The sequence below is a fragment of the Pseudomonas sp. LRP2-20 genome, from assembly GCF_024349685.1.
In the GTDB taxonomy this organism is placed as follows: domain Bacteria; phylum Pseudomonadota; class Gammaproteobacteria; order Pseudomonadales; family Pseudomonadaceae; genus Aquipseudomonas.
This window is the reverse complement of the sequence record NZ_AP025944.1, coordinates 203,657-227,035: the sequence shown is the minus strand read 5'-3', so window position 1 is coordinate 227,035 and position 23,379 is coordinate 203,657. Positions and strand designations below refer to the sequence as shown.

Sequence of the window (23,379 nt, the reverse complement as noted above, 5' to 3'; positions counted from 1 at the left end):
CACCGGCGGAGCCGGTGCCATAAACTGCGCTGGATTCTTCGCGGGTAAACCCGCTCCCACAGTGATCGCGCTAGCTTCAGCGTTTCGACCACATCCCCGAGGGGCCCGTGAGGTTCGACTCACTGCACGATCAGGTTATTGAACAGCAGATCCTCGACAATCGGCTTGCCCTCTTCCGCTTCCATCACCTGCTGCACCTGCTTCAACGCTTCCTGACGCAGCTTTTCCTTGGCGTCGACGTTGCTCATGGTCTCAACAGTCTGCTGGGTGAACAGTGCCACCAGCTGGTTGCGGATCAGCGGTTCCTGATGCTTGACCGCAGTTGCTGCGGCGTCGCCGGTCACACGCAGGGCCACATCGGCCTTGTACACGCGCAGCTTGGGGCTGCCATCGAGGGCGTAATTGCCGACGAAGGGCGGGCTCAGGGTGATATAGGAAACCTTCGGTTCCCCTTCCTTGGCTTCCTCGGCCATGGCCGCCGCTGGCAGCATCAGCGCCAGCACCATCAAGATCCACGCTTTCACGAATTCGCTCCTAGAAACAGTTGGCGCCAGCTTACCCAGCATGCCGCTCAAACCCAAGCCCGGGCTTATGCCAGCACTTATACCCGCACATCAGGGCCGGCCATGCTCGTTGACCCGGCAGGCGACCCTCCTACACTTATCGGCCACTACACGCAAAGGAATAGCCCCGATGAAAGCTGTGTTGTGCAAAACCCTGGGCCCGGCTCGCGACCTGGTACTGGAGGACGTGGCCAGCCCTCTGCCGAAGAAGAACGAGATCCTGCTCGACGTGCAGGCTGCCGGGGTCAACTTCCCCGACACGCTGATCATCGAAGGCAAATACCAGTTCCAGCCACCCCTGCCGTTCTCCCCGGGCGGCGAGGCTGCAGGTGTGGTCGCCGCGGTCGGCGAACGGGCCAGCACCTTCAAGGTGGGCGACCGGGTGATGGCCCTGACCGGCTGGGGGGCGTTCGCCGAGCAGGTGGCGGTACCGTTCTACAACGTGATGCCGATTCCCGAGCACATGGATTTTACCACTGCCGCCGCGTTCGGCATGACTTATGGCACCTCGATGCATGCGCTCAAGCAGCGCGGCCAGCTGCAGCCCGGCGAAACCCTGCTGGTGCTCGGCGCATCGGGTGGTGTTGGCCTGGCAGCGGTGGAAATCGGCAAGGCCATGGGCGCAAAAGTGATCGCCGCAGCCAGTAGCGCCGAGAAACTTGTCGTAGCCAAGGCTGCCGGGGCTGACGAGTTGATCGACTACAGCCAGGCCAGCCTCAAGGAAGAAATCAAGCGCCTGACCGGCGGCCAGGGCGTCGATGTGATCTACGACCCAGTGGGTGGCGAGCTGTTCGACCAAGCCGTGCGCGGTCTGGCATGGCAGGGCCGGCTGCTGGTGGTGGGGTTTGCCAGCGGGACCATACCGCAGATGGCGGCGAACCTGGTGCTGCTCAAGGGGGCGGCGGTACTTGGGGTGTTCTGGGGCGCGTTTGCCCAGCGCCAGCCAGAGGACAATACCGCCAACTTCCGGCAGTTGTTTGCCTGGCATGCCGAAGGCAAGCTGAAGCCATTGGTGTCGAGGACTTATCCACTGGCTGAAGCCGGGGCTGCGATTGAAGCGCTTGGGCAGCGGCGGGCTGTGGGTAAGTTGGTGGTGCTGGCCAATTAGGGAAGGCCCGGCCCTTTCGCGGGGCAAGCCCGCTCCCACAGGTCCCTTACAATCCTGGACGTTTGTGAAGTACCTGTGGGAGCGGGCTTGCCCCGCGAAAGGGCCAGTCGCCCAATCAAAGTTCGCGCAGGTTATGGCAACGCCTGAACCGAGCCTCGAGGTTGCGATCCGGCATCTGGTGGCTGCGCAGCGCATTCAGGGTCTGCTCGACATAATCCCGCGTCGTGCCATAACGCCCCTTGGCGCTGGCCAGAATCTGGCTGAGCAAGGTATCCGGCAGGTTGCCTGCATAGCACGGCAAGTGCCGCTCCAGCACAAACCCCAGCGCCTGCACCTTGCTGCCATCACCCAGCCGGCAGCTGAGCCAGTGCGGCCGATACGCCGGATAAGGCATCTCCCGCTGCCACAGGGCCATCAGCGAATCATCCAGGTTGCTTTCATCCAGGCGGTAGGCAAAACCGCTGCAGGAGCCGCCGCGATCAAGGCCGAACACCAGGCCTGGCGTTTCCGGCGTGCCCCGGTGCTCGTGCGACCACAGGTACAACCCGCGGTGATAACCATGCACTCGCGCCCGCTGGCGCTCCACGGAATTGCATTCCGGCCGCCAGATCAACGAACCATAGGCAAACAACCAGACGGGGCCACCTTCATGGCGAGACATGGTGGTTTGCATGGAGTTGAGCAATTGCTCACGGGTCAGTTGCTGACCGAAGTCGAGCGTCGGAGGATAAGCAACTTCCCAGGACAAACTTTCAAGTGCCGACATTAGCTGCCGCCATTATTCCCCGTGTACTACAGACGTAGCGAGAGTCGTGTGCCATGCGGCCTGCGCCGCCGCGCCAAGGGCGCTTGCATTAACCATAGGATAGAAACAGGAGAATGCTCAAGCCCTGGCGAGCAAGTTTCACGCACAGTTCCGACGACTGGGAATTATTATTCCGAAAGCGGTGAAAGTTAGTGGCTCAGGCGGTAATAATTACCGCCTTATACCCGCTACTTGAAACTTCGGTTATTAACCGCGTGGTGCGTAGGCAAACACATCGGCACGCATGCGGTGCGCATCCATGCCAGCCTCGACCAGAGCGTCGAGGGTGGCGTAGACCATGTTCGGCGAGCCGCTGGCATACACATGCACGCTATTGAGGTCTTTCACGTCCTCGCACACCGCTTCGTGCAGCATGCCGCAGCGCCCTTCCCAGCCACACAGGTCACTGACCACCTTGTGCAGGAACAGGTTGGGCAAGCGCTGCCATTCGGCCCAATGCTCGATGGTGTAGAAGTCTTCCGGACGACGCACGCCCCAGTACAGGTGCACCGGATGCTTGAAGCCTTGGGCGCGGCAATGTTCGACCAGGCTGTGCATTTGCCCCATGCCGGTACCGGCGGCAATCAGCACCAGTGGCCCGTCAGGCAACTCGGCCAGGTGGGTATCGCCAAACGGCATTTCGATGCGCGCCACGCGGTCGCGTTGCAGCTGTGCCAGCAGTTGCTGGGCGCTGGCCTCTCGGACCAGCACATGCAGCTCCAGATCTCGCCCGGAATGCGGCGCAGAGGCCAGCGAGAAGGCCGCCTGCTTGCCGCCCTCGCGCTCGATCATCAAGTACTGCCCGGCATGGTAACGCGGCGGCTTGCCGGCCGGCGCGCGCAAGCGCACGCGCCAGACGTCGCCACCGACCTCGACGCATTCGCTCACGCTGCACGCCAGCTTGCGCACTGGCAGCTCACCCAGGGCGAGCACGCCATCCCAGAGCAACACACAGTCCTCCAGTGGTTCGGCAATGCAGGTGAACAACTCGCCATGGTCACGGACTTCACCGTCCTGACGCACGCTTCCTTCGACCAACAACGCGGCGCAGACATGGCAATTGCCATTGCGGCAGCTGTTCGGGCAGTCATAGCCCAGCCGCCGCGCTCCATCCAGGATCCGTTCCCCGGGTTCGAGCGCCAGCACCGCCCCGGACGGCTGCAACGTTACCTGCATCAATCTATTCCCAACTGATCCCACAGCTCATCGATACGGCGGGTGACGGCCTCGTCCTTGACGATGACCCGGCCCCATTCGCGTGTAGTCTCGCCCGGCCACTTGTGCGTGGCGTCCAGGCCCATCTTCGACCCCAGCCCCGATACCGGCGACGCGAAGTCCAGGTAATCGATCGGCGTGTTGTCGATCATCACCGTATCACGCTTGGGGTCCATGCGCGTGGTGATGGCCCAGATCACATCGTTCCAGTCGCGGGCGTTGATATCGTCGTCAGTGACAATAACGAACTTGGTGTACATGAACTGTCGCAGGAACGACCACACACCCAGCATCACGCGCTTGGCGTGGCCCGGGTACTGCTTTTTCATGGTCACCACCGCCATGCGGTACGAGCAGCCTTCCGGCGGCAGGTAGAAGTCGACGATTTCCGGGAACTGCTTCTGCAGGATCGGCACGAACACTTCATTCAGCGCCACACCGAGGATCGCCGGCTCATCCGGCGGCCGGCCGGTGTAGGTGCTGTGGTAGATCGGCTTCTGCCGGTGGGTGATGCGCTCGACGGTGAACACCGGGAAGCTGTCCACTTCATTGTAGTAACCGGTATGGTCGCCATACGGACCTTCCGGGGCCATTTCGCCCGGGTGGATCACACCTTCGAGGATGATCTCGGCGGTGGCCGGCACCTGCAGGTTGCTGCCACGGCACTTGACCAGCTCGGTACGGTTGCCGCGCAGCAGGCCGGCGAAGGCATACTCGGAAAGGGTGTCCGGCACTGGCGTCACGGCGCCAAGGATGGTTGCCGGGTCAGCGCCCAGGGCCACGGCGACCGGGAACGGCTGGCCCGGATTCTTCTCGCACCACTCGCGATAATCCAGGGCGCCGCCACGGTGGCTCAGCCACCGCATGATCACCTTGTTGCGGCCGATCACCTGTTGGCGGTAGATGCCCAGGTTCTGGCGGTCCTTGTTCGGGCCGCGGGTCACGGTCAGGCCCCAGGTGATCAGCGGCGCCACGTCGCCCGGCCAGCAGTGCTGGATCGGCAGCTGGCCGAGGTCGACATCATCGCCCTCGACGACCACTTCCTGGCACACCGCGTCCTTGACCACCTTCGGCGCCATCGACACGACCTTCTTGAAGATCGGCAGCTTGGACCAGGCGTCTTTCAGGCCTTTTGGCGGCTCAGGCTCCTTGAGGAAGGCCAGCAGCTTGCCGATCTCGCGCAGTTCGTCGACCGACTCGGCGCCCATGCCCATGGCCACGCGTTCGGGCGTGCCGAACAGGTTGCCCAGCACCGGGATGTCGAAGCCCGTGGGCTTTTCGAACAGCAACGCCGGGCCCTTGGCGCGCAGGGTGCGGTCGCAGACCTCGGTCATTTCCAGGACTGGGGAAATCGGAACCTGGATGCGCTTGAGTTCACCGCGCTGCTCCAGGCCACGGATGAAGTCGCGCAAATCGCGATACTGCATGCATGAGCCTCGTGTTGGCCGTATCGGTCGGGGTGCAGAGTGTAGCGCCGTTCGGGCTTTATTTGGGCCAAAAATGCGTTGGGGCCGCTTCGCGCCCCTTCGCGGGCAAGCCCGCTCCCACAAGGATCGCATTGAACCTGTGGAAGCGGGCTTGCCCGCGAAGGGGTGCGAAGCAGCCCCAATCAATTCCGGCTTGAAGTGCTTACTTGCGCTTCATCGACAGGAAGAACTCGTCATTGGTCTTGGTCTGCTTGAGCTTGTCGACCAGGAACTCGATGGCGGCGATCTCGTCCATCGGGTGCAGCAGCTTGCGCAGGATCCACATGCGCTGCAGTTCGTCGTCGGCAGTCAGCAGCTCTTCGCGGCGAGTGCCGGAACGGTTGATGTTGATGGCCGGGAAGACGCGCTTCTCGGCGATACGACGGTCCAGGGGCAGTTCCATGTTGCCGGTACCCTTGAACTCTTCGTAGATCACTTCGTCCATCTTCGAGCCGGTTTCGACCAGCGCAGTGGCGATGATGGTCAGCGAACCGCCTTCCTCGATGTTACGCGCGGCGCCAAAGAAGCGCTTCGGCTTCTCCAGGGCGTGGGCGTCGACACCACCGGTCAGCACCTTGCCAGAGCTCGGGATCACGGTGTTGTAGGCACGTGCCAGACGGGTGATGGAGTCCAGCAGGATGACCACGTCCTTCTTGTGCTCGACCAGGCGCTTGGCCTTCTCGATGACCATTTCGGCAACCTGCACGTGGCGGGTTGGCGGCTCGTCGAAGGTCGAGGCAACCACTTCGCCGCGCACGGTGCGCTGCATTTCGGTCACTTCTTCCGGGCGCTCGTCGATCAGCAGGACGATCAGGTGGCACTCGGGGTTGTTACGGGTGATGTTCGCCGCGATGTTCTGCAGCATGATCGTCTTACCGGCTTTCGGCGGAGCGACGATCAGGCCACGCTGGCCTTTGCCGATCGGGGCGCACAGGTCGATGACGCGACCGGTGAGGTCTTCGGTGGAGCCGTTACCGGCTTCCATCTTCAGGCGCTTGTTCGGGAACAGCGGCGTCAGGTTTTCGAACAGGATCTTGTTCTTCGCGTTTTCCGGGCGGTCGAAGTTGATGGTGTCGACCTTCAGCAGGGCGAAGTAACGCTCCCCTTCCTTCGGTGGGCGGATCTTGCCGACGATGGTGTCGCCGGTACGCAGGTTGAAGCGGCGGATCTGGCTTGGCGAGACGTAGATGTCGTCGGGGCCGGCCAGGTAGGACGCATCAGCCGAACGCAGGAAACCGAAACCATCCTGGAGAATCTCCAGCACGCCGTCACCCGAGATCTCTTCGCCGCTTTTCGCATGCTTCTTCAGCAGGGCGAAAATCACGTCCTGTTTGCGCGAACGGGCCATGTTTTCGATGCCCATCTGTTCGGCCATTTCCAAAAGATCGGTAATCGGCTTTTGCTTGAGTTCAGTCAGGTTCATAAGGGGAATGACGTAATCATGTAAGAAGGGAGAATTAAGCTTTGGCTTAATGAAGCCGCGCCGCTAGATGGCGACAGGATCGCGTACTGATTCGAATTAGGGATGCTTCGGCGACGGCGTGCAGAGGGCACTGGAGAAGCAGTGCGAGGCCGAATGTAACACTTGCTTTTTTCTGCGTCTAGTGCTCTGAAAAAGAAAAACCCCGCATTTGCGGGGCTTTTTCACATCACCTCACAGGTGGGCGTCGAGGAACGCGGCCAGCTGCGATTTGGACAGGGCGCCGACCTTGGTGGCTTCGACGTTGCCGTTCTTGAACAGCATCAGGGTCGGAATGCCACGCACACCGTGCTTGGCCGGGGTTTCCTGGTTGTCGTCGATGTTCAGCTTGGCGACAGTCAGTTTGCCCTCGTAGGTAGCGGCGATGTCGTCCAGAACCGGAGCGATCATCTTGCATGGACCGCACCATTCAGCCCAGTAGTCGACCAGCACCGGGCCTTGAGCCTGCAGGACTTCGGCATCGAAGGTGGCGTCGGTGACGTGTTTGATCAGATCGCTGCTCATGGATATCTCCAGGGTCGTAAGCAAAAAAACGTGGCCCATGATAGCCGTACCCAGGCCCTACAGGAAGTCACGGACGATTGAGTGTAACTATAGTTGTGCAAGACGCTGCGAATCGAAACTGTCACACAAGTGTCATAGCATTGGAATGGCACATTGCCTTGCATCAAGGCCCGGTGTGGTGCGCGTTGGCGTCAGCCAAGGATCGTGGCACGATTGCCGGGTTACCGACCGAGAACACACAGAATGCCGCATACTTCCGCGAAGAACCTGTCCCTGATCGCCGCCATCGACCTGGGCTCCAACAGCTTCCACATGGTCGTGGCCAAGGCACACCACACCGAGATCCGCATTCTCGAGCGGCTCGGCGAGAAGGTTCAGCTGGCCGCCGGCATCGACGATGAGCGCAAGCTCAGCGAAGAAGCCATGGAGCGAGGCCTGGAATGCCTCAAGCGTTTTGCCCAGCTGATCAACGGCATGCCGGCAGGCTCGGTGCGCATCGTCGGCACCAACGCCCTGCGTGAAGCGCGCAACCGCAACGAATTCATCCAGCGTGCCGAAGCCATCCTCGGCCACCCGGTGGAGGTCATCTCCGGCCGTGAAGAGGCGCGCCTGATCTACCTCGGCGTGTCGCACACCCTGGCCGACACCCCCGGCAAGCGCCTGGTCGCCGACATCGGCGGCGGCAGTACCGAGTTCATCATCGGCCAGCGCTTCGAACCGCTGCTGCGCGAAAGCCTGCAGATGGGCTGCGTGAGCTTCACCCAGCGCTACTTCCGTGACGGCAAGATCACCCCGGCGCGCTACGCCCAGGCCTACACCGCTGCACGCCTGGAGCTGATGAGCATCGAAAACGCCCTGCATCGCCTGACCTGGGACGAGGCCATCGGCTCGTCCGGCACCATCCGCGCCATCGGCGCCGCGATCAAGGCCGGCGGCCTGGGCAACGGCGAGGTCAATGCCGAAGGCCTGGCCTGGGTCAAGCGCAAGCTGTTCAAGCTGGGCGAGGTCGACAAGATCGACTTCGAAGGCATCAAACCCGACCGGCGCACCATCTTCCCGGCCGGCCTGGCGATTCTCGAGGCGATCTTCGACGCCCTGGAGCTGCAGCGCATGGAACACTGCGACGGTGCCCTGCGCGAAGGCGTGCTGTTCGACCTGCTTGGCCGCCATCATCACGAGGATGTGCGCGAGCGCACCCTCAACTCGCTGATGGAGCGTTATCACGTCGACCAGGGGCAGGCCGCGCGCGTCGAGCGCAAGGCCCTGAACGCCTTCGACCAGGTGGCCGAGGCCTGGCAGCTTGAGGAAGGAAACTGGCGCGATCTGCTGGGTTGGGCGGCGAAAATCCACGAAATCGGCCTGGATATCGCCCACTACCACTACCACAAGCACGGTGCCTACCTGATCGAGCACTCCGACCTGGCCGGGTTTTCTCGCGACGAGCAGCAGATGATGGCCCTGCTGGTACGTGGCCATCGCCGCAACATCCCCAAGGACAAGTTCACGGAATTCGGCGACGACGCCGTGCAACTGATTCGCCTGTGCGTGCTGCTGCGCTTCGCCATCCTGTTCCACCACATCCGGGGCAACCAGCAGATGCCCAAGGTGGAGCTGCGGGCCGGCGAAAACAGCCTTGAAGTGGTATTCCCGGAAGGCTGGCTGGAGCAGAACCAGCTGACCCAGGCCGACTTCGCCAACGAGGCGGAGTGGCTGACCCGGGTCGGCTTCGTCCTCAGCGTACGTTGAGGACCGGGTTGCTCAGGCGCTCCAGCAGGGTCGCCTGGGCACTGCGCGGGTTCTGGTTGCCAGTCGGGGTGCTGCGTACGTAGCGCCCGTCAGGCTGCAGGGTCCAGGCGTGGGTGTTGTCGGTCAGGTAGCCTTCGAGCTCCTTCTTAACCCGCAGCAGCAGCTTCTTGCCCTCTACCGGGAAGCACGTCTCGACGCGCTTGTCGAGGTTGCGCTCCATCCAGTCGGCGCTGGACAGGTAGATCTGCTCTTCGCCGCCGTTGAGGAAGTAGAACACCCGCGTGTGCTCGAGGAAGCGGCCGATGATCGAGCGCACCTGGATGTTGTGCGAAACCCCCGGAATGCCTGGGCGCAGGCAGCACATGCCGCGCACCACCAGGTCGATCTTCACGCCCGACTGGCTGGCCTTGTACAGCGCCTTGATGACCTTGGCGTCGGTCAGCGAGTTGAACTTGGCAATGATGTGCGCGGGCTTGCCTTCCAGGGCGAACTGGGTCTCCCGGGCGATCATGTCGAGCATGCCCTTCTTCAAGGTAAACGGCGCGTGCAGCAGCTTCTTCATGCGCAGGGTCTTGCCCATGCCGATCAACTGGCTGAACAGCTTGCCGACGTCCTCGGTGAGGGCGTCGTCGGAGGTCAGCAGGCTGTAGTCGGTGTACAGCCGGGCGTTGCCGGCGTGGTAGTTGCCGGTACCCAGGTGTGCGTAACGGACGATCTCGCCCTGCTCGCGGCGCAGGATCAGCATCATCTTGGCGTGGGTCTTGAAGCCGACCACACCGTAGATCACCACCGCACCGGCGGCCTGCAGGCGGCTGGCCATCTGCAGGTTGGACTCTTCGTCGAAGCGCGCGCGCAGCTCGATCACCGCGGTGACCTCCTTGCCGTTACGCGCCGCATCCACCAACGCGTCGACGATCTCCGAGTTGGCCCCGGAGCGGTACAGGGTCTGGCGCACGGCGAGCACGTGCGGGTCCTTGGCGGCCTGGCGCAGCAGGTCGATCACCGGGGTGAAGGACTCGAACGGGTGCATCAGCAGGATGTCCTGCTTGCCGATCACGCTGAAGATGTTGTCGGCATTCTGCAGCAGCTTGGGGATGGCCGGGGTGAACGGCGTGTACTGCAGCTCCGGATGGCTGTCGAGGCCGGTGATGCTGAACAGGCGGGTCAGGTTGACCGGGCCGTTGACCTGGTAGAGCTCGCTCTCGCTCAGGCTGAACTGCTTGAGCAGGTAATCCGACAGGTGTTTCGGGCAGGTGTCGGCCACTTCCAGGCGCACGGCATCGCCGTAGCGGCGAGAGAACAGTTCACCGCGCAGGGCCCGGGCGAGGTCGTCGACTTCTTCGGAATCCAGCGCCAGGTCGGCGTTACGGGTCAGGCGGAACTGGTAGCAACCCTTGACCTTCATGCCCTGGAAAAGGTCATCGGCGTGGGCGTGGATCATCGACGACAGGAACACGTAATTGTCGCCTGGGCCACCGACGTCTTCCGGCACGCGAATGACGCGTGGCAGCAGACGCGGTGCCGGGATGATCGCCAGGCCAGAATCGCGGCCAAAGGCGTCGACGCCTTCGAGCTCGACGATGAAGTTCAGGCTCTTGTTCACCAGCAGCGGGAACGGGTGGGTCGGGTCGAGGCCGATCGGGGTGATGATCGGCGCGATCTCGTCGCGGAAGAAGCGCCGCACCCAGGTCTTGAGCTTCGGCGTCCAGTAGCGGCGACGAATGAAGCGGATGGCGTGCTTTTCCAGCTCCGGCAGCAGCACGTCGTTGAGGATCGCGTACTGGCGCTCCACCTCGATATGCACCAGCTCGCTGATGCGCGCCAGCGCCTGGTGCGGCTGCAGGCCGTCGGCGCCGGCCAGCTCGCGGGCGAAGTTGATCTGCTTCTTCAGGCCGGCGACGCGGATCTCGAAGAACTCGTCGAGGTTGCTGGAGAAGATCAGCAGGAATTTGAGGCGTTCGAGCAGCGGGTACGATTCATCCAGCGCCTGTTCCAGCACGCGGATGTTGAATTGCAGCTGGGAAAGTTCGCGATGAATGTACAGGCTGCTGTCGTCCAGGCTCGGGACGGCGATGGCCGGTGCCGGCGCGGGGGCCGGGGCGGCGACTTCGACCACCGGCTCCAAGACCTCGGGCAGGTCCGGCGGGGTCTGTACCATCTCTTCGGGGACTGCCTGGGCGTCCTTGATCGCGACAGGGGTTAGCACTTCATTATTCATCTGACGTTCCTGAGGACGTTAACGCCCTATGATCAATTGAGCGGCAAGATAAGCGTCCATTATGACGGCTGTGTTACAGCTTCGCGCAAGCCGCGACTTAAGGCTGCCGGTATTGTCCGTGTAGGAATTGTTCACGTCGAGACACATTTGGACACTTTCACGAATGCGCGCGAAGGGGTAGGCTGCGCGTTCATTTCGCCAGCACCTCAGAAAATGCTCCAACAATTCCTGCAGGATTTCGGCTACTTTGCCCTTTTTCTAGGCACCTTTTTCGAAGGCGAGACCATTCTGGTCCTTGCGGGCTTCCTTGCGTTCCGCGAATACATGGACATCAAGCTGGTGGTTTTGGTGGCCTTCTGTGGCAGCTACGCCGGCGACCAGCTGTGGTACTTCATGGGCCGGCGGCACGGGCGCAAGATCCTCGCGCGCAAGCCGCGCTGGCAGGCCATGGGTGACCGGGCACTGGAGCATATCCGCCGCCACCCGGACATCTGGGTGCTGAGCTTCCGCTTCGTCTATGGCCTGCGCACGGTGATGCCGGTGGCCATCGGTCTGTCCGGCTACCCGCCGCGCCGCTACCTGCTGCTCAACGGCATCGGCGCCGCCGTATGGGCCCTGGCGCTGGGCCTGGCGGCCTACCACTTCGGCGCCATCCTCGAAGGCATGCTGGGCAGTATCAAGAAGTACGAGCTATGGGTGCTCGGCGGCCTGTTGCTGCTGGGTGGCCTGCTGTGGCTGCGCCGGCGCTTTCGCACCATCCGCGCCGAGCGCCGCGCGGCGGCAGAGGAACAGCCCGCCAGCACTGAGCAGCAGGTAAACACCGAGAAGCAGCCAGAACACGGGCACGACCACCGCTAAGCCCAGCGTGCCGGCCAGGTACAGCGCCGGCACCAGCGTCAGCAGGCGCGCCAGCTCCAGGCGCAGCGCCCACGGCCGGTTTTCCAGGGCCGCACCCAAGACGAACAAGCCAAATGCCATCAGCGACCAGCCGAGCACCAGGGCGGCGCTCGGCACACGCTCGGCCACATCCATCAGGTAGCTGCCCAACGCGATGTAGACGACGAACTGCACCGCCACGTACACCTTCCACGCCCGGTCCAGGGCAATCTCGAACTTGCGGAACAACGCCAGGTTCTGCTTCGCCTGTGGATAAGCCGCCGCGACATCGGCCGGGCGCCAGCCGGTAGGCATGAACCAGATGCGCAGCTTGTCCTGCCAGCGGCGGGTGCGGCGGGCATCGCTGCACAGCTGGGCATAGAACTGCAGGTTGGCCCACAACGGGTTCCAGCTGGCCAAGGGCGTGGTCACGCCGAACACAACGGGCTCGGCCGGGTCCTCTTCCTTGAACGTGCCGAACAGGCGATCCCAGACAATGAACACACCACCGTAGTTGCGATCCAAGTAAGCAGGATTCTGCGCATGGTGGACGCGATGGTTGGACGGCGTGATCAGCACCCACTCGAGCCAACCCAGCTTGGGGATGTGCCGGGTGTGTACCCAGAACTGGTACAGCAGGTTCAGCGACGCCACAGTGATGAACACCACCGGCGGCACGCCGACCAGCGCCAGCGGCAAGTAGAAGATCCACGAGAAGATGAAACCGCTGCTGGTCTGGCGCAGGGCGGTGGTGAGGTTGTACTCCTCGCTCTGGTGATGCACCGAATGCGCCGCCCACAGCACGTTGCGCTCATGGCCCAGGCGGTGCAGCCAGTAGTAGCACAAGTCGTACAGTACGAAGGCCAGCAGCCAGACCCACAGGGCGTTCTGCGGCAGGCGCAGCAGCGCCAGGTGCTCCCAGGCCAGCGCATAGGTCAGCAGCCCTACGCCTTTGGTCAGCAGGCCGGTGCTGGTGGACAGCGCACCGGTGCTGAGGCTGTTGATCGAATCGGCCAGGGTGAAGTTGCGCTGGCCGCGCACGCGGTCGGCGACCAGCTCCACCGCGATCAGCACGAAGAAGAACGGCACGGCCAGCAGAATCAGGTCCATGGGCAACGCTCTCGATGGTTATCCACAGAGATTAGGATGCGCCCGCCGTAATCCCTATGGCCACATCTGCCAAACTAGAGGACATTTAGCGCCTCGAAAATGGAGTAATGAGCATGACCAAGAAAGTAGCGGTGATTCTTTCCGGCTGTGGTGTGTACGACGGTGCCGAAATCCACGAAAGTGTGATCACCCTGCTGCGCCTCGACCAGCGTGGCGCACAGGTGCAGTGCTTTGCGCCGAACATCGCGCAGATGCACGTGATCGACCACCTGACCGGTCAGGAAATGCCCGAATCACGCAATGTGCTGACCGAGTCGGCGCGCATCGCTCGCGGCGAGGTGAAGGATATCCGCGAAGCCAAGGCCGAGGATTTCGACGCGCTGATCGTGCCGGGTGGCTTCGGTGCAGCGAAGAACCTGTCCAACTTTGCCGTGGCAGGCAGCGAATGCACGGTGAACCCGGATGTGCTGACACTGGCCGAAGCCTTTGCCGAGGCCTGCAAGCCGGTCGGGCTGATCTGCATCTCGCCGGCGCTGGCGGCGAAGATCTACGGCCCTGGCGTGGTCTGCACCATCGGCAATGACGCAGGTACTGCGTCGGCCGTGGAGAAAATGGGCGGCAAGCATGAAGAATGCGATGTACATGACATCGTCGAAGACAGCCAGCGCAAACTGGTCACCACCCCAGCCTACATGGTTGCCAAGTCGATCAGCGAAGCCGCCGGCGGCATCTACAAGCTGGTCGACCGGGTGCTGGAACTGACCCACGAAGGGGAGCAGTAAGGGCCTGCTGCGCAGGCCATCGCCGGCAAGCGCGGCTCCCACAAGGATTGCGCATGACCAGAGCAGAATACGGTCGGTGCGGGAGCCGCGCTTGCCGGCGATGGCAGACCCACAGGGATTGCGCATGACTAGAGCAGAATATGGCCGGTGTGGGAGCCGCGCTTGCCGGCGATGGCTGCCCCCACAAGGATTGCGCATGACCAGAGCAGAATACGGCCGGTGCGGGAGCCGCGCTTGCCGGTGATGGCAGACCCCACAGGGATTGCGCATGACCAGAGCAGAATACGGCCGGTGCGGGAGCCGCGCTTGCCGGTGATGGCAGACCCCACAGGGATTGCGCATGACTAGAGCAGAATACGGCCGGTGTGGGAACCGCGCTTGCCGGCGATGGCAGACCCCACAGGGATTGCGCATGACTAGAGCAGAATACGGCCGGTGTGGGAGCCGCGCTTGCCGGCGATGGGCTGCAAGGCAGCCCCCGGCCACTACTTGGTCAAGCGGGTCAGGATGCGGTCCAGGGCATTGGCAAACGCCTGTTTCTCGCGTTCGCCATAGGGCGCCTGCCCTCCCCCGACCTGGCCCTGCTCGCGCAGCTCGGTGAACAGGTTGCGCACCGCCAGGCGCTCGCCCATGTTGCGTTCGTCGAACTCGCGGCCACGTGGATCCAGGGCTGCCACGCCCTTCTTGATCAGGCGGTCGGCCAGCGGCACGTCACTGCAGATCACCAGCTCGCCAGGCACGGCGTGCTCGACCAGGTAATCGTCGGCTGCGTCCATGCCGCTGGGCACCACGATCAGGCGCACAATCGCGAAGGCCGGCTTGGCCACGGCCTGGCCGGCGACCATCACCACCTCGAGCTGGCGCTTGAGGGCGAATTTGACGATCAGGTCCTTGGCTGCCTTGGGGCAGGCATCGGCGTCGATCCAGATGCGCATTCAGTCAGATCTCTTCATTCCTGCACTGCCCGCGAAGGGGCCAGCAGCATCAACCTTCAAACGGTAGCCCGACGTTTCTCGGCCAGGCGACTACGCCCATACAACACCAGAATGGCCAGCAGCGCCACCGCCTGTGCGCTCAGCGAGTACACATCGGGGTGAATCCCCAACCAGTCGAACTCGAAGAACGCCACCGGCCGCGTGCCCAGCACGCCCGCCTCCTGCAGCGCCTTCACGCCATGCCCGGCGAACACCACCGACAGCGCACACAACAGCCCGGCGTTGATGCTGAAGAACAGCGACAGCGGCAACTTCGCCGACCCACGCAGGATCACCCAGGCCAGGCCCACCAGCAGCACCAGCGCCGTTGCGCCGCCGGCCAGCACCGCCTGATGACCAGCTGGGCCAGCCTGCAGCCATAGGGTTTCGTAGAACAGGATCACTTCGAACAGCTCGCGGTACACCGAGAAGAACGCCAGCACGGCAAAACCGAAGCGCCCGCCGCCACTGACCAGGCTGCTCTTGATGTAGTCCTGCCAGGCGGCAGCATGGCGACGGTCGTGCATCCACACCCCCAGCCACAGCACCATGACGCTGGCGAACAAGGCCGTACTGCCCTCGAGAAGCTCACGCTGGGCACCGCCGACGTCGATCACATAGGCCGCCACGGCCCAGGTGGCAAAGCCGGCGACCAGCGCCAGGCCCCAGCCGATATTGACGCTGCGAATGGCCGTTTGCTGGCCAGTGTTGCGCAGAAACGCCAGCACAGCGGCCAGTACCAGGATCGCCTCCAGGCCCTCACGCAACAGGATCAGCAGGCCGGAAATGAAGCTCAGCGACCAGCTCAGGCCATCGCTGCCCAGCAGCTTGGCCGCCTGGCCGAGCTTGGTTTTAGCATCGGCAAGACGCTGTTCGGCCTGGGCGACTGGCAGGCCGTCCTGCAGGGACTGACGGTAGGCCATCAGGGCCTTTTCGGTGTTCTTGCGCGCTTGCGTGTCGATGTTGTCCAGCGAGCTTTCGACCAGCTCGAAGCCTTCCAGATAGGCCGCTACGGACAGGTCATAGGCCTGGTCACGGTCGCCTGCACGGTAAGCTGCCAGGCTCTTGTCCAGGGTGCTGGCAGTGTATTCGAGCAACTGCGACGGGCCGCGCTTGACCAGCGGCGGTTGGGCGCGCTGGGCGCGGAACGCCTCGACCACAGCATCACCTTCATTGGCGGCGACTTCGGCCGGGGTCTGACGAGCCAGGTCAGCGATGTTCCAGGTCTTGTCGCCTTTGGCGGCTTCTGGCTTGGCAGTGAAGCTGGCGATGTAGGCAGCCACATCCCAACGCTGGCGCTCATCCAGCTGGTCGGCGAACGACGGCATCTCGGTACCGTCGATGCCCAGCGCCAGGGTGTTGTAGAGGTCGAACAGGCTCAACTGGTCGAGGCGTGCGGTGTCACGCAGGTTGGCCGGTGCTGGCTCCAGACCCACGCCCGCCGGGCCGTCGCCTGCGCCGGTGTCGCCGTGGCAGATCGAGCAGTTCTGCGCATACAGCGAGGCGCCACGGGCCGGGTCCGGCGTGATCACCGGGGCCTGGCTGACCTCATAGGCCACCGCCAGGCGCGCGCCCAGCTGGCGGGCCTGCCTGGCTACCGCTGCGCCGTCCTGACGCTGGTCGATGGCCTGACGCAGTGCTTGTACACCTTGCTGCAGACCGGCTTGCTCGGCGTTGGCCGGCAGGCCTTGGACCAGGTCGGCCAGTACGCCGCTGAATTCCTGCTGCTCACGGTATTCACCGTCGTCGATCACCTTGCCGTTGTCCACGGTCGGGGGGTAGTCGGCACCAATGTAGTCCAGCAAATGCAGGGCTTTGGCAGCCTCGGCGGGCGCTTCGGCCTGCGCCAGGGTGCTGCACAGCGCCAGCACCGGGCCAAGCAGTACAGCCGGCAACCAGGCGAGCAGACGGGAACGGGTTTTCATGGCCAGTCTCGGTGGGAATGCGAAAGAGAACATTGTTCACTTCCACTTTGCTTCGCTCAAGGGTTGTGGCGGGATTTCATGAAAAATCTTGAGACAAATCTGATGAGATGGATTGCCGTAGAGACGGGGTGATGGCTGACAGGTGCCTGCCGACAGTTTTGCAGCGCCTGTTAGATCGAGCGCCGCCCGCGCGGCGCATCGCGAGCTGCGCTCGCTCCTACGTTTGTTTCAGGCCAATTATTTCTGGGGTATTTGCGCGCGGCCCCTTTTGGCGCATGGCGCCCTATCGCGGGGTACAAACAAGGCGGTCGCGCGCGTCTGCCACAGGCATCACTGGCCCGAAACAAACGTAGGAGCGAGCGCAGCTCGCGATGCGCCGCGCGGGCGGCGCTCGATCTCACTGGCGCTGAAAATGCCAAGGCAGGCACTTCAACTTCACTGCTTCCCAGCCTCCTTCCACCCCCCACCCAACGCCAGGAACACGCCAATCTGCCCCAACGCCACCTGGCTATTGGCCGCCGCCAGCTGCGAGCGCATATCGGTATAAGTCCGCGTCGCCTGCAAATCCGCCAGGAACGACTCACGCCCTGCCTGGTAATACCGGTGCGTCTGGTCCGCCGCTTCCTTCGCCGACTTCTCCGCCTCGGCCAGCGCATCACGCCGATCCAACAGTGCACTGTACTGCGCCAGGCGGGTCTGGGTCTCGCGGACAGCGTTCAGCACCACCCCGTCGAAATGTGCCAGGGCAGCCTGGGTCGAAGCTTCAGCCATGCGAATGCGGGCGCGGGTACCGTTGGTCGGGATGCTCCAGCTGATCTGCGGGCCAAAGCCCCAGCGGTTGGTCGACGGGTCACCGAGGTCTTCGAGAATACCGATGGTGCCGACCTGGGCACCTATGCTGATGTCCGGATACAGCGCACCGGTCGCCACACCGATTTCGGCGGTGGCGGCTGCCAACTGGCGTTCGGCCTGGCGCACGTCGGGGCGGCGTTTGAGCAGGGCCGCGCCGTCACCCACCGGGACCAGCTGGTTCAGCTGTGGCAACTCGGCGCAATCTGCGGTGCCGGCAGGCAACTTATCCACAGGCTTGGCCAGCAGCGCCGCCAAGGTGTACATGCCCGTTTCGCGTTCGGCCTTGAAGCGCGGCAGTTCGGCGCGCAACGACTTGAACTGGGTCTGCGAGCGGGTGACCTGGGTTTCGTCGCCACGGCCGGCGTCGCGCAGGCGCTGGTTGAGCTTCACGCTCTGCTCCTGCAGGTCCAGCGACTCGCGGGCGATGTGGTATTCCTCGTTGGCCGAACACACTTGGGTGTAGGCCTTGACCACGTCGGCCACCAGGGTGATACGCGCAGTGTCGGCGGCGGCCTGCACCGCGTCGGCGTTGGCCTTGGCGGCCTCGGTGCCGCGCTTGAAGGTGCCCCACAGGTCGAACTGGTACGAGGCGCTGATGATGGCCTCACCGATGTTGGCCACCGGCACCTTCTCAGGTAGCAGGAAGGCTTGGCCGGACTCCTGCAGGCGCTGGGCACCCGCCTTGATGCCGCCATTGAAGCCACCTTGCGACTCGGCCACTTCGACCTGGGCACGGGCCTTGGCGATGTTGGCCGCAGCCACGCGCAGTTCGGTATTGGCGCTCAGCGCCTGGCGCACCAGTTCGTTGAGGCGTTGATCCTGATACAGCTGCCACCAGTCCTCGGGTACCGGTGCCGACACCACGCTGTCGGCATCCTGGCGCAGCGGGCCGTTGAGGTCGCTGCGTTGCACCGCCGCGTCCTTCGGCACTTGGTAATCGGGGCCGACCATCATGCAGGCCCCCAGGGACAGGCAGAACCCCGCCAGGATCAGCTGTTTCATGGGCGCTGGCCCTCGAGGATCGACACGGTGGCGGTTCGCCCGGCGATCATGCGGAAGTCTTCCGGCACTTCGTCGAAGGCGATGCGCACCGGAATGCGCTGGGCCAGGCGCACCCAGCTGAACGCCGGGTTGACGTTGGGCAGCAGGTTGGCGCCGCTGCTGCGGTCGCGGTCTTCGATACCGGCGGCGAAGCTCTGCACATGGCCGCGCAGGCGGGTGTTGTCGCCCATCACGCGGATGTCCACGGCGTCGCCGATGTGGATGCCACCGAGCTTGGTTTCCTCGAAGTAGCCATCAACGTGGTACGAAGCACTGTCGACCACCGACAGCACCGGGCGGCCGGCACTGACGAATTCGTGGTCGCGCGGGGCGCGGTCGTTGAGGTAGCCGTCCACCGGGCTGCGCACCACCGAGCGGTCAAGGTTGAGCTGGGCTGTGTCGACCGCCACCTGGGCTTCACTGACCGCCGAGCGGGCACGGGCCTCGCGGGACTGGCTCTCTTCCAGTTGCTCGGCCGCCACCAGGTTGCCGAGCTTGCGGTTACGCTGGGCTTCGCGGGACGCCTGGGCCAGGGTTTCCTGGCGCTCGCCAAGGGTCGCCTTGGCCTGGCGCAGGGCCAGGGTGAAGCGGTCCTGGTCGATGGTGAACAGCACGTCACCGCGCTTGACGGTCTGGTTGTCACGCACCTCGACCTTCTGGATCAGCCCGGACACGTCCGGGGCGATCTGGATCACGTCGGCACGGATGTGGCCGTCGCGGGTCCAGGGGGCGAACATGTAGTACACCACCATCTGCCACACGAGCACGGCGGCGAAGGTCACTACCAGCAAGGTCAGGACCACACGGCCCAGGGTCAGCAAAGGTTTTTTCATGGCAGCATCAGGCTTCGGCAAAAATGGTCCACCGCGCCAAGCAGCACGGCATACAGGGCAACGTTGAACAGCGCCCGGTGCCAGACCAGGCGGTAAAAATGCAGGCGCACCAGCACCGCGTGCACCCCCAGGAACAGCAGGTAGGTGCCAAACATCATCACCAGCAGCGTGGGCAGGAACACCCCACTGATATCCAGTTCACCGATCACAGGGGCGCTCCGTCGAGCCCGGGGGGCAGTTGCGGTTGTTCGGCAGGCTCGAGCATCACCTCGACACCCGGCAGCAGTGCCAGGCGCAGGCCGCTCAGGGCATGCAGCAGGTGGGTACGGGCATCGCCGCGCTCGTACAGTTCATCCAGGTTCAGCGCCAGGCGCGCACGTTCCATGTTGCGCAGCAACGCGGCTGGCGCGTGCAGGCGCTCACCGGCGCGCAGGCAGGCGGCATAGTGCGCGCCGACTTCCTCGATCACCGTGCTAAGGCGCTCGCGGGCCTGCTGGCCGGCGCGCGGCAGGTACGCCAGCAGGTCGAGCAGGTTAAGCCCCACGCACAGGTCACGCAGGGCCACGCCGCTGTCCTGGCCGGTCTGCGACAGACGCGGCAGGTGCTGCATCAGGCGGTCGAGCATCTGCACGCCGACCTGACGGTGCTCGGCCAGGGTGGCCGGCTCGGTCATTTCGACGATGTCGCGCCAGGCGAAGCGGGTCATGCGCTTGGCCGCCAGTTCCACGCCGAACGGGCGCATCACCAGGGTCCAGATGAAGGCGAACAGCAGGCCCGCCGGGCCAGCCAGGTTGGAGTTGAGGAAGGTCAGGAAGTCGGCGTCGTAGGCTCCCTGGATACTGATGAACGTCGAGGTGTTGACGATGGTCAGCAAGGTACCGAGGTAGAAGCGTGGCTGCACGGTCAGGGTGCCGACGCAGATGAACGGGACGGCGAAGGCCAGCACCAGCATCGGGAAGTCGTGCAGGTTGGGCAGTACCAGGAACAGGTACAGGCTGGAGAAGATCACCGACATCAAGGTCCAGAAGAAGAACCGGTAGATCTGTGGCGCCGGGTCGTCCATGGCGGCAAAGAAGCTGCACGACACGGCGGCGAGGATCACTGCGCTGGCGCCGTCGTTCCAGCCCAGGCCGATCCACAGGCCGCAGGCGACGACAATAGCCAGCACCGTGGAAACCACCGAGTAGAGCATCAGGCCACGGTCGAAGAACGCCGTCAGCCGGCCCAGGCGCCAGTGGCGGTACACCGCGCGCCAGGGCTTGGGATCGTCGCTGCGCAGGGCGTGTTGCAGGGAGCAGCAGTCCTGCCACAGGTCGGCCCACTCGGTCAGGCGGTAGAGGGCGTTGGACAGCAGCAGCTCGGCGCGCTGGTCGAGGGCGGCGGCGCCGGGCTGCAGGCGCTCGATCTGCTCGTGCAGGGCCGTCCAGCGGGCGATGGAGGCGCTGTCGGCGGTACCTTTGAGCCACTCTCGGGCGGCATCCAGCACCGGCTGGATCTGCGCGTAATGGGCCGGGGCGCGGCCTTCGAGGGCGATCAGGGCATCGTCGAGGGCGTCGATCACCGGCAGCAGGTGAATCATCCGCCCGCGCAGCTCGCGGGCGTTCTTCAGGGTGTGCGGGCCGGCACCTTCATGGCCGAGCTGACCGATCATCAGCTCCAGGGAGTTGAAAGTGGTGACCATCGCCCCGCGCATGCCGCCGACCTTGTCGGCGCTGGCTTCGCGGGCGAGGTAGGTGTCGCTGTAGCGGATCGCTTCGGCGAACCAGTTGCCGGTGGCCCCCACCACCACCGGAGCCAGCCGGCGCGGCCAGAAGATCGCACCGACCACCGCCGCGCAGACGATCCCCAGGCAGATTTCCTGGGCCCGTGAAGACGCCACGTCGAACACCGCCAGCGGGTTGTCGACCACCGCCAGGGCAATCATCGGCAAGGTGTAGCCCGCCAGCATCAGTACGTAGTTGTTGGCCGTGCGCAGGTTCAGCGAAAGGAACAGCAAGGTGCCGGTCCACAGGGCGATGGCGATGCTCAAAAGCAACGGTGACTGCACCAGCGGCGGCACGAAGAAGATTGCCCCGGCAGCACCGAGCAGCGTACCCACGGCGCGATACAGCGCCTTGGAGCTGGTAGGGCCGAGGAACGGGCTGGAGACGATGTACACCGTGGCCATCGCCCAGTACGGTCGCGGCAATTGCAACAGCAGGGCGATGTACAGGGCGATCATCGACGCGGCAAAGGTGCGCACGCCGTAGAACCAGTCGCGGGCCGGCGGTACCGAGCTGAAGAAACCGTTCATGCCACCCCGCCCGCAGTACCCAGGCCAGCGGCCTCGAAGGCACGCAACACGCGCAACGCGGCCTGCAGGTCGGCCTCGTCGATGCCCTGCAGCACGTCATGGCGCACGCGCACCAGTTCGGCTTCGATGGCTTCGGCCAGGCGACGACCTTCGGCGGTCAGGCTCAGGGCCTTGGCGCGGCGGTCCAGCGGGTCTTCGCTGCGGCAGACCAGCCCAGCCTTGCACAGCTGGTCGAGCAGGCGTACCAGCGACGGGCTTTCCAGGCCTGCAGCCTGGGCCACAGCCACCTGGTGCACGCCATCGCCCAGGCGCACGATCATCAGCAACGGTGCGGCGCAGGCCTCGGAGATACCGTAGCCGATCAGGGCGTTGTGGCAGATGCGCCGCCAGTGGCGAGCGGCAACCACCATGCCGCTGCTGACTTGCAGGCGCAGGGAGTCAATGGACATTGGGGAACCAAGGATATTCATAGTTTGCTAACTATCAATATACGCCTGTGCCTCCCCCTGTCGTCAACTGCGGGCGACGGGGGGCCAAGATGAAATTTTTGCTCGCTTGCAACGGCCTCTTCGCGGGCAAGCCTGCTCCCACAGGGATCTCACAAGGCTTGAATGCCGTGTAATCTCTGTGGCTGCGGGGTTGCCCGCAAAGAATGCAGCACAATGCTCAGGGCTGAATCTGGTCTTCCAGCTTCATGGTCAGGGCCAAGGTGCTGCCCATCTGAACTGCCCGGTCACGCCAGCCCTGGTAACGCGCGTCATCCCGGCTGCTGAAATGCACCGCCAACTCCTCGGCCGCCTGCATCACGCCAGTTGCCGCCGCCAGCTCCAGCCAATACAGCGCGGCCTTGATGTCCGCGTTCACGTACAGGCCATGCAACAAGCGGTAGCCCACTTCAAACCGGCAACGCGCCTCGCCCCGCTCGGCGCCGCGCAAGAACCATTGGTAGGCCTGACCGGGGTCGACCTGCCAGCCCAGCGCAGCATCGCAGACTTCTTCTTCGTACAGGTCGCCCAGCGCGGCAGCGGCATGCAGCAGGCCGCGCTCGAAGGCCTGGCGATAACATTCCTCGGCCTGCACATAGGAGGTTTCCACACCCTTGCCGAAGTAGTGCTGCTGCCCTAGGTTGAACCACGCCGCCGCATTGCCCTGCAGCGCCGCCATGCGCAGCAGGTGCCCGGCCAGCGCGGTGTCGGCGCGCCAGTATTTGCCATTGAGCCAGATCCAGCCCAGGTCGTTGAGCGCGGCCACATTGCCCGCCAGTGCCTGTTGCCGCAGGTCGGCGTACACCGCCTGCAGGTCGTGGGCCTCTTCCAGGCGGTTGACCAGCAGCGCGCGCTGGCTGGGCAGCCCGACCCCGGCAAACAGCCGCTGCCGCCTGCCGGCGTTTGTCGGCGGGCAAATGACCTGCTCAGGCAGAAGACGGGCGAGCAGCGAATGGATATTGCTGACAGCAGACATGTTCATCCTCATTGAACGACCCACAGGCCCGACCGCGGCTGTGATGAGGCGTGATTCTGCGCGACGTCACGACAAAACCTGTCGCGAACGATTCGAGGCCAGGCAACCAATTGCGCATTCCTGGATC

The 23,379-nt window shown here is 64.0% G+C and carries 19 protein-coding genes and 1 pseudogene; 4 read left to right on the top strand and 16 right to left on the bottom strand.

Annotated features, from left to right (window positions below; translation table 11 throughout):
- Window positions 1–119 precede the first annotated feature (119 nt).
- A complete protein-coding gene (locus OCX61_RS00860; RefSeq protein ID WP_060513239.1) occupies window positions 120–524 on the bottom strand; it encodes a flagellar basal body-associated protein FliL in 405 nt (134 codons plus the stop codon).
- A 169-nt stretch (window positions 525–693) separates the two neighbouring features.
- On the opposite strand from OCX61_RS00860, the gene OCX61_RS00855 reads away from it, so the two are divergent.
- Window positions 694–1,671, top strand: coding sequence for an NADPH:quinone oxidoreductase family protein (locus OCX61_RS00855; protein WP_261942229.1), 978 nt, complete (start codon window positions 694–696; stop codon window positions 1,669–1,671).
- A gap of 115 nt (window positions 1,672–1,786) precedes the next feature.
- Here the strand turns inward: OCX61_RS00855 and OCX61_RS00850 are convergent, their stop codons facing one another.
- From OCX61_RS00850 to trxA, 5 genes are all read right to left on the bottom strand, one after another.
- On the bottom strand, window positions 1,787–2,437 hold the full coding sequence (locus OCX61_RS00850; protein ID WP_027920868.1) for a gamma-glutamylcyclotransferase: 651 nt from the start codon (window positions 2,435–2,437) through the stop codon (window positions 1,787–1,789).
- Between the two features lie 246 nt (window positions 2,438–2,683).
- Window positions 2,684–3,652 (bottom strand): CDP-6-deoxy-delta-3,4-glucoseen reductase, encoded by a 969-nt coding sequence (locus tag OCX61_RS00845; protein WP_261942228.1) that lies wholly within the window; start codon window positions 3,650–3,652, stop codon window positions 2,684–2,686.
- Window positions 3,652–5,118 carry a 4-hydroxy-3-polyprenylbenzoate decarboxylase gene (gene ubiD / locus OCX61_RS00840; RefSeq protein WP_060513169.1) on the bottom strand — a complete coding sequence of 489 codons (1,467 nt, stop codon included), beginning with the start codon at window positions 5,116–5,118 and terminating at the stop codon, window positions 3,652–3,654. Before ubiD ends, OCX61_RS00845 begins: the two co-directional genes overlap by 1 nt.
- A 202-nt stretch (window positions 5,119–5,320) precedes the next feature.
- On the bottom strand, window positions 5,321–6,580 hold the full coding sequence (gene rho / locus OCX61_RS00835) for a transcription termination factor Rho (RefSeq protein WP_003253661.1): 1,260 nt from the start codon (window positions 6,578–6,580) through the stop codon (window positions 5,321–5,323).
- A 231-nt stretch (window positions 6,581–6,811) separates the two neighbouring features.
- Complete coding sequence (gene trxA / locus OCX61_RS00830) at window positions 6,812–7,141, bottom strand: thioredoxin TrxA (RefSeq protein ID WP_085676410.1); 330 nt, start codon at window positions 7,139–7,141, stop codon at window positions 6,812–6,814.
- Between the two features lie 243 nt (window positions 7,142–7,384).
- On the opposite strand from trxA, the gene ppx reads away from it, so the two are divergent.
- Window positions 7,385–8,887 (top strand): exopolyphosphatase, encoded by a 1,503-nt coding sequence (gene ppx / locus OCX61_RS00825; protein ID WP_261942227.1) that lies wholly within the window; start codon window positions 7,385–7,387, stop codon window positions 8,885–8,887.
- Here the strand turns inward: ppx and ppk1 are convergent.
- Complete coding sequence (ppk1, locus tag OCX61_RS00820; RefSeq protein WP_261942226.1) at window positions 8,874–11,105, bottom strand: polyphosphate kinase 1; 2,232 nt, start codon at window positions 11,103–11,105, stop codon at window positions 8,874–8,876. The genes ppx and ppk1 overlap by 14 nt on opposite strands.
- A gap of 213 nt (window positions 11,106–11,318) precedes the next feature.
- Between ppk1 and OCX61_RS00815 the strand changes: the two genes are divergently transcribed.
- On the top strand, window positions 11,319–11,963 hold the full coding sequence (locus OCX61_RS00815) for a DedA family protein (RefSeq protein ID WP_261942225.1): 645 nt from the start codon (window positions 11,319–11,321) through the stop codon (window positions 11,961–11,963).
- Window positions 11,964–12,512: 549 nt separating this feature from the next.
- On the opposite strand, the pseudogene OCX61_RS00810 reads toward OCX61_RS00815, so the two are convergent.
- A pseudogene (locus tag OCX61_RS00810) lies at window positions 12,513–13,091 on the bottom strand (sterol desaturase family protein); the annotation flags it as partial.
- A 113-nt stretch (window positions 13,092–13,204) separates the two neighbouring features.
- Here OCX61_RS00810 and elbB point away from each other — a divergent pair.
- Window positions 13,205–13,873 (top strand): isoprenoid biosynthesis glyoxalase ElbB, encoded by a 669-nt coding sequence (gene elbB, locus OCX61_RS00805; RefSeq protein WP_261942224.1) that lies wholly within the window; start codon window positions 13,205–13,207, stop codon window positions 13,871–13,873.
- A 485-nt stretch (window positions 13,874–14,358) separates the two neighbouring features.
- Here elbB and OCX61_RS00800 read toward each other — a convergent pair whose 3' ends face one another.
- The 8 genes from OCX61_RS00800 to OCX61_RS00765 all read right to left on the bottom strand — a co-directional run bounded on the left by OCX61_RS00800 (window position 14,359) and on the right by OCX61_RS00765 (window position 23,252).
- Window positions 14,359–14,808 (bottom strand): YaiI/YqxD family protein, encoded by a 450-nt coding sequence (locus OCX61_RS00800; RefSeq protein WP_060485674.1) that lies wholly within the window; start codon window positions 14,806–14,808, stop codon window positions 14,359–14,361.
- A gap of 56 nt (window positions 14,809–14,864) precedes the next feature.
- Window positions 14,865–16,805: an FTR1 family protein gene (locus tag OCX61_RS00795; protein ID WP_261942223.1), complete on the bottom strand. Its 1,941-nt coding sequence runs from the start codon at window positions 16,803–16,805 to the stop codon at window positions 14,865–14,867.
- A gap of 402 nt (window positions 16,806–17,207) precedes the next feature.
- Complete coding sequence (locus tag OCX61_RS00790) at window positions 17,208–18,626, bottom strand: efflux transporter outer membrane subunit (RefSeq protein WP_261942222.1); 1,419 nt, start codon at window positions 18,624–18,626, stop codon at window positions 17,208–17,210.
- On the bottom strand, window positions 18,623–19,498 hold the full coding sequence (locus tag OCX61_RS00785) for an efflux RND transporter periplasmic adaptor subunit (protein ID WP_054883917.1): 876 nt from the start codon (window positions 19,496–19,498) through the stop codon (window positions 18,623–18,625). The genes OCX61_RS00790 and OCX61_RS00785 overlap by 4 nt, the downstream gene beginning before the upstream one ends.
- Window positions 19,495–19,707, bottom strand: coding sequence for a DUF1656 domain-containing protein (locus OCX61_RS00780; protein ID WP_016392395.1), 213 nt, complete (start codon window positions 19,705–19,707; stop codon window positions 19,495–19,497). Before OCX61_RS00780 ends, OCX61_RS00785 begins: the two co-directional genes overlap by 4 nt.
- A complete protein-coding gene (locus OCX61_RS00775) occupies window positions 19,704–21,791 on the bottom strand; it encodes an FUSC family protein (protein ID WP_261942221.1) in 2,088 nt (695 codons plus the stop codon). The genes OCX61_RS00780 and OCX61_RS00775 overlap by 4 nt, the downstream gene beginning before the upstream one ends.
- On the bottom strand, window positions 21,788–22,240 hold the full coding sequence (locus tag OCX61_RS00770; RefSeq protein WP_060486199.1) for a MarR family winged helix-turn-helix transcriptional regulator: 453 nt from the start codon (window positions 22,238–22,240) through the stop codon (window positions 21,788–21,790). Before OCX61_RS00770 ends, OCX61_RS00775 begins: the two co-directional genes overlap by 4 nt.
- A 217-nt stretch (window positions 22,241–22,457) precedes the next feature.
- The gene (locus OCX61_RS00765; RefSeq protein ID WP_261942220.1) at window positions 22,458–23,252 is read right to left on the bottom strand and encodes a tetratricopeptide repeat protein; all 795 of its coding nucleotides are present in this window, start codon (window positions 23,250–23,252) and stop codon (window positions 22,458–22,460) included.
- Window positions 23,253–23,379 lie beyond the last annotated feature (127 nt).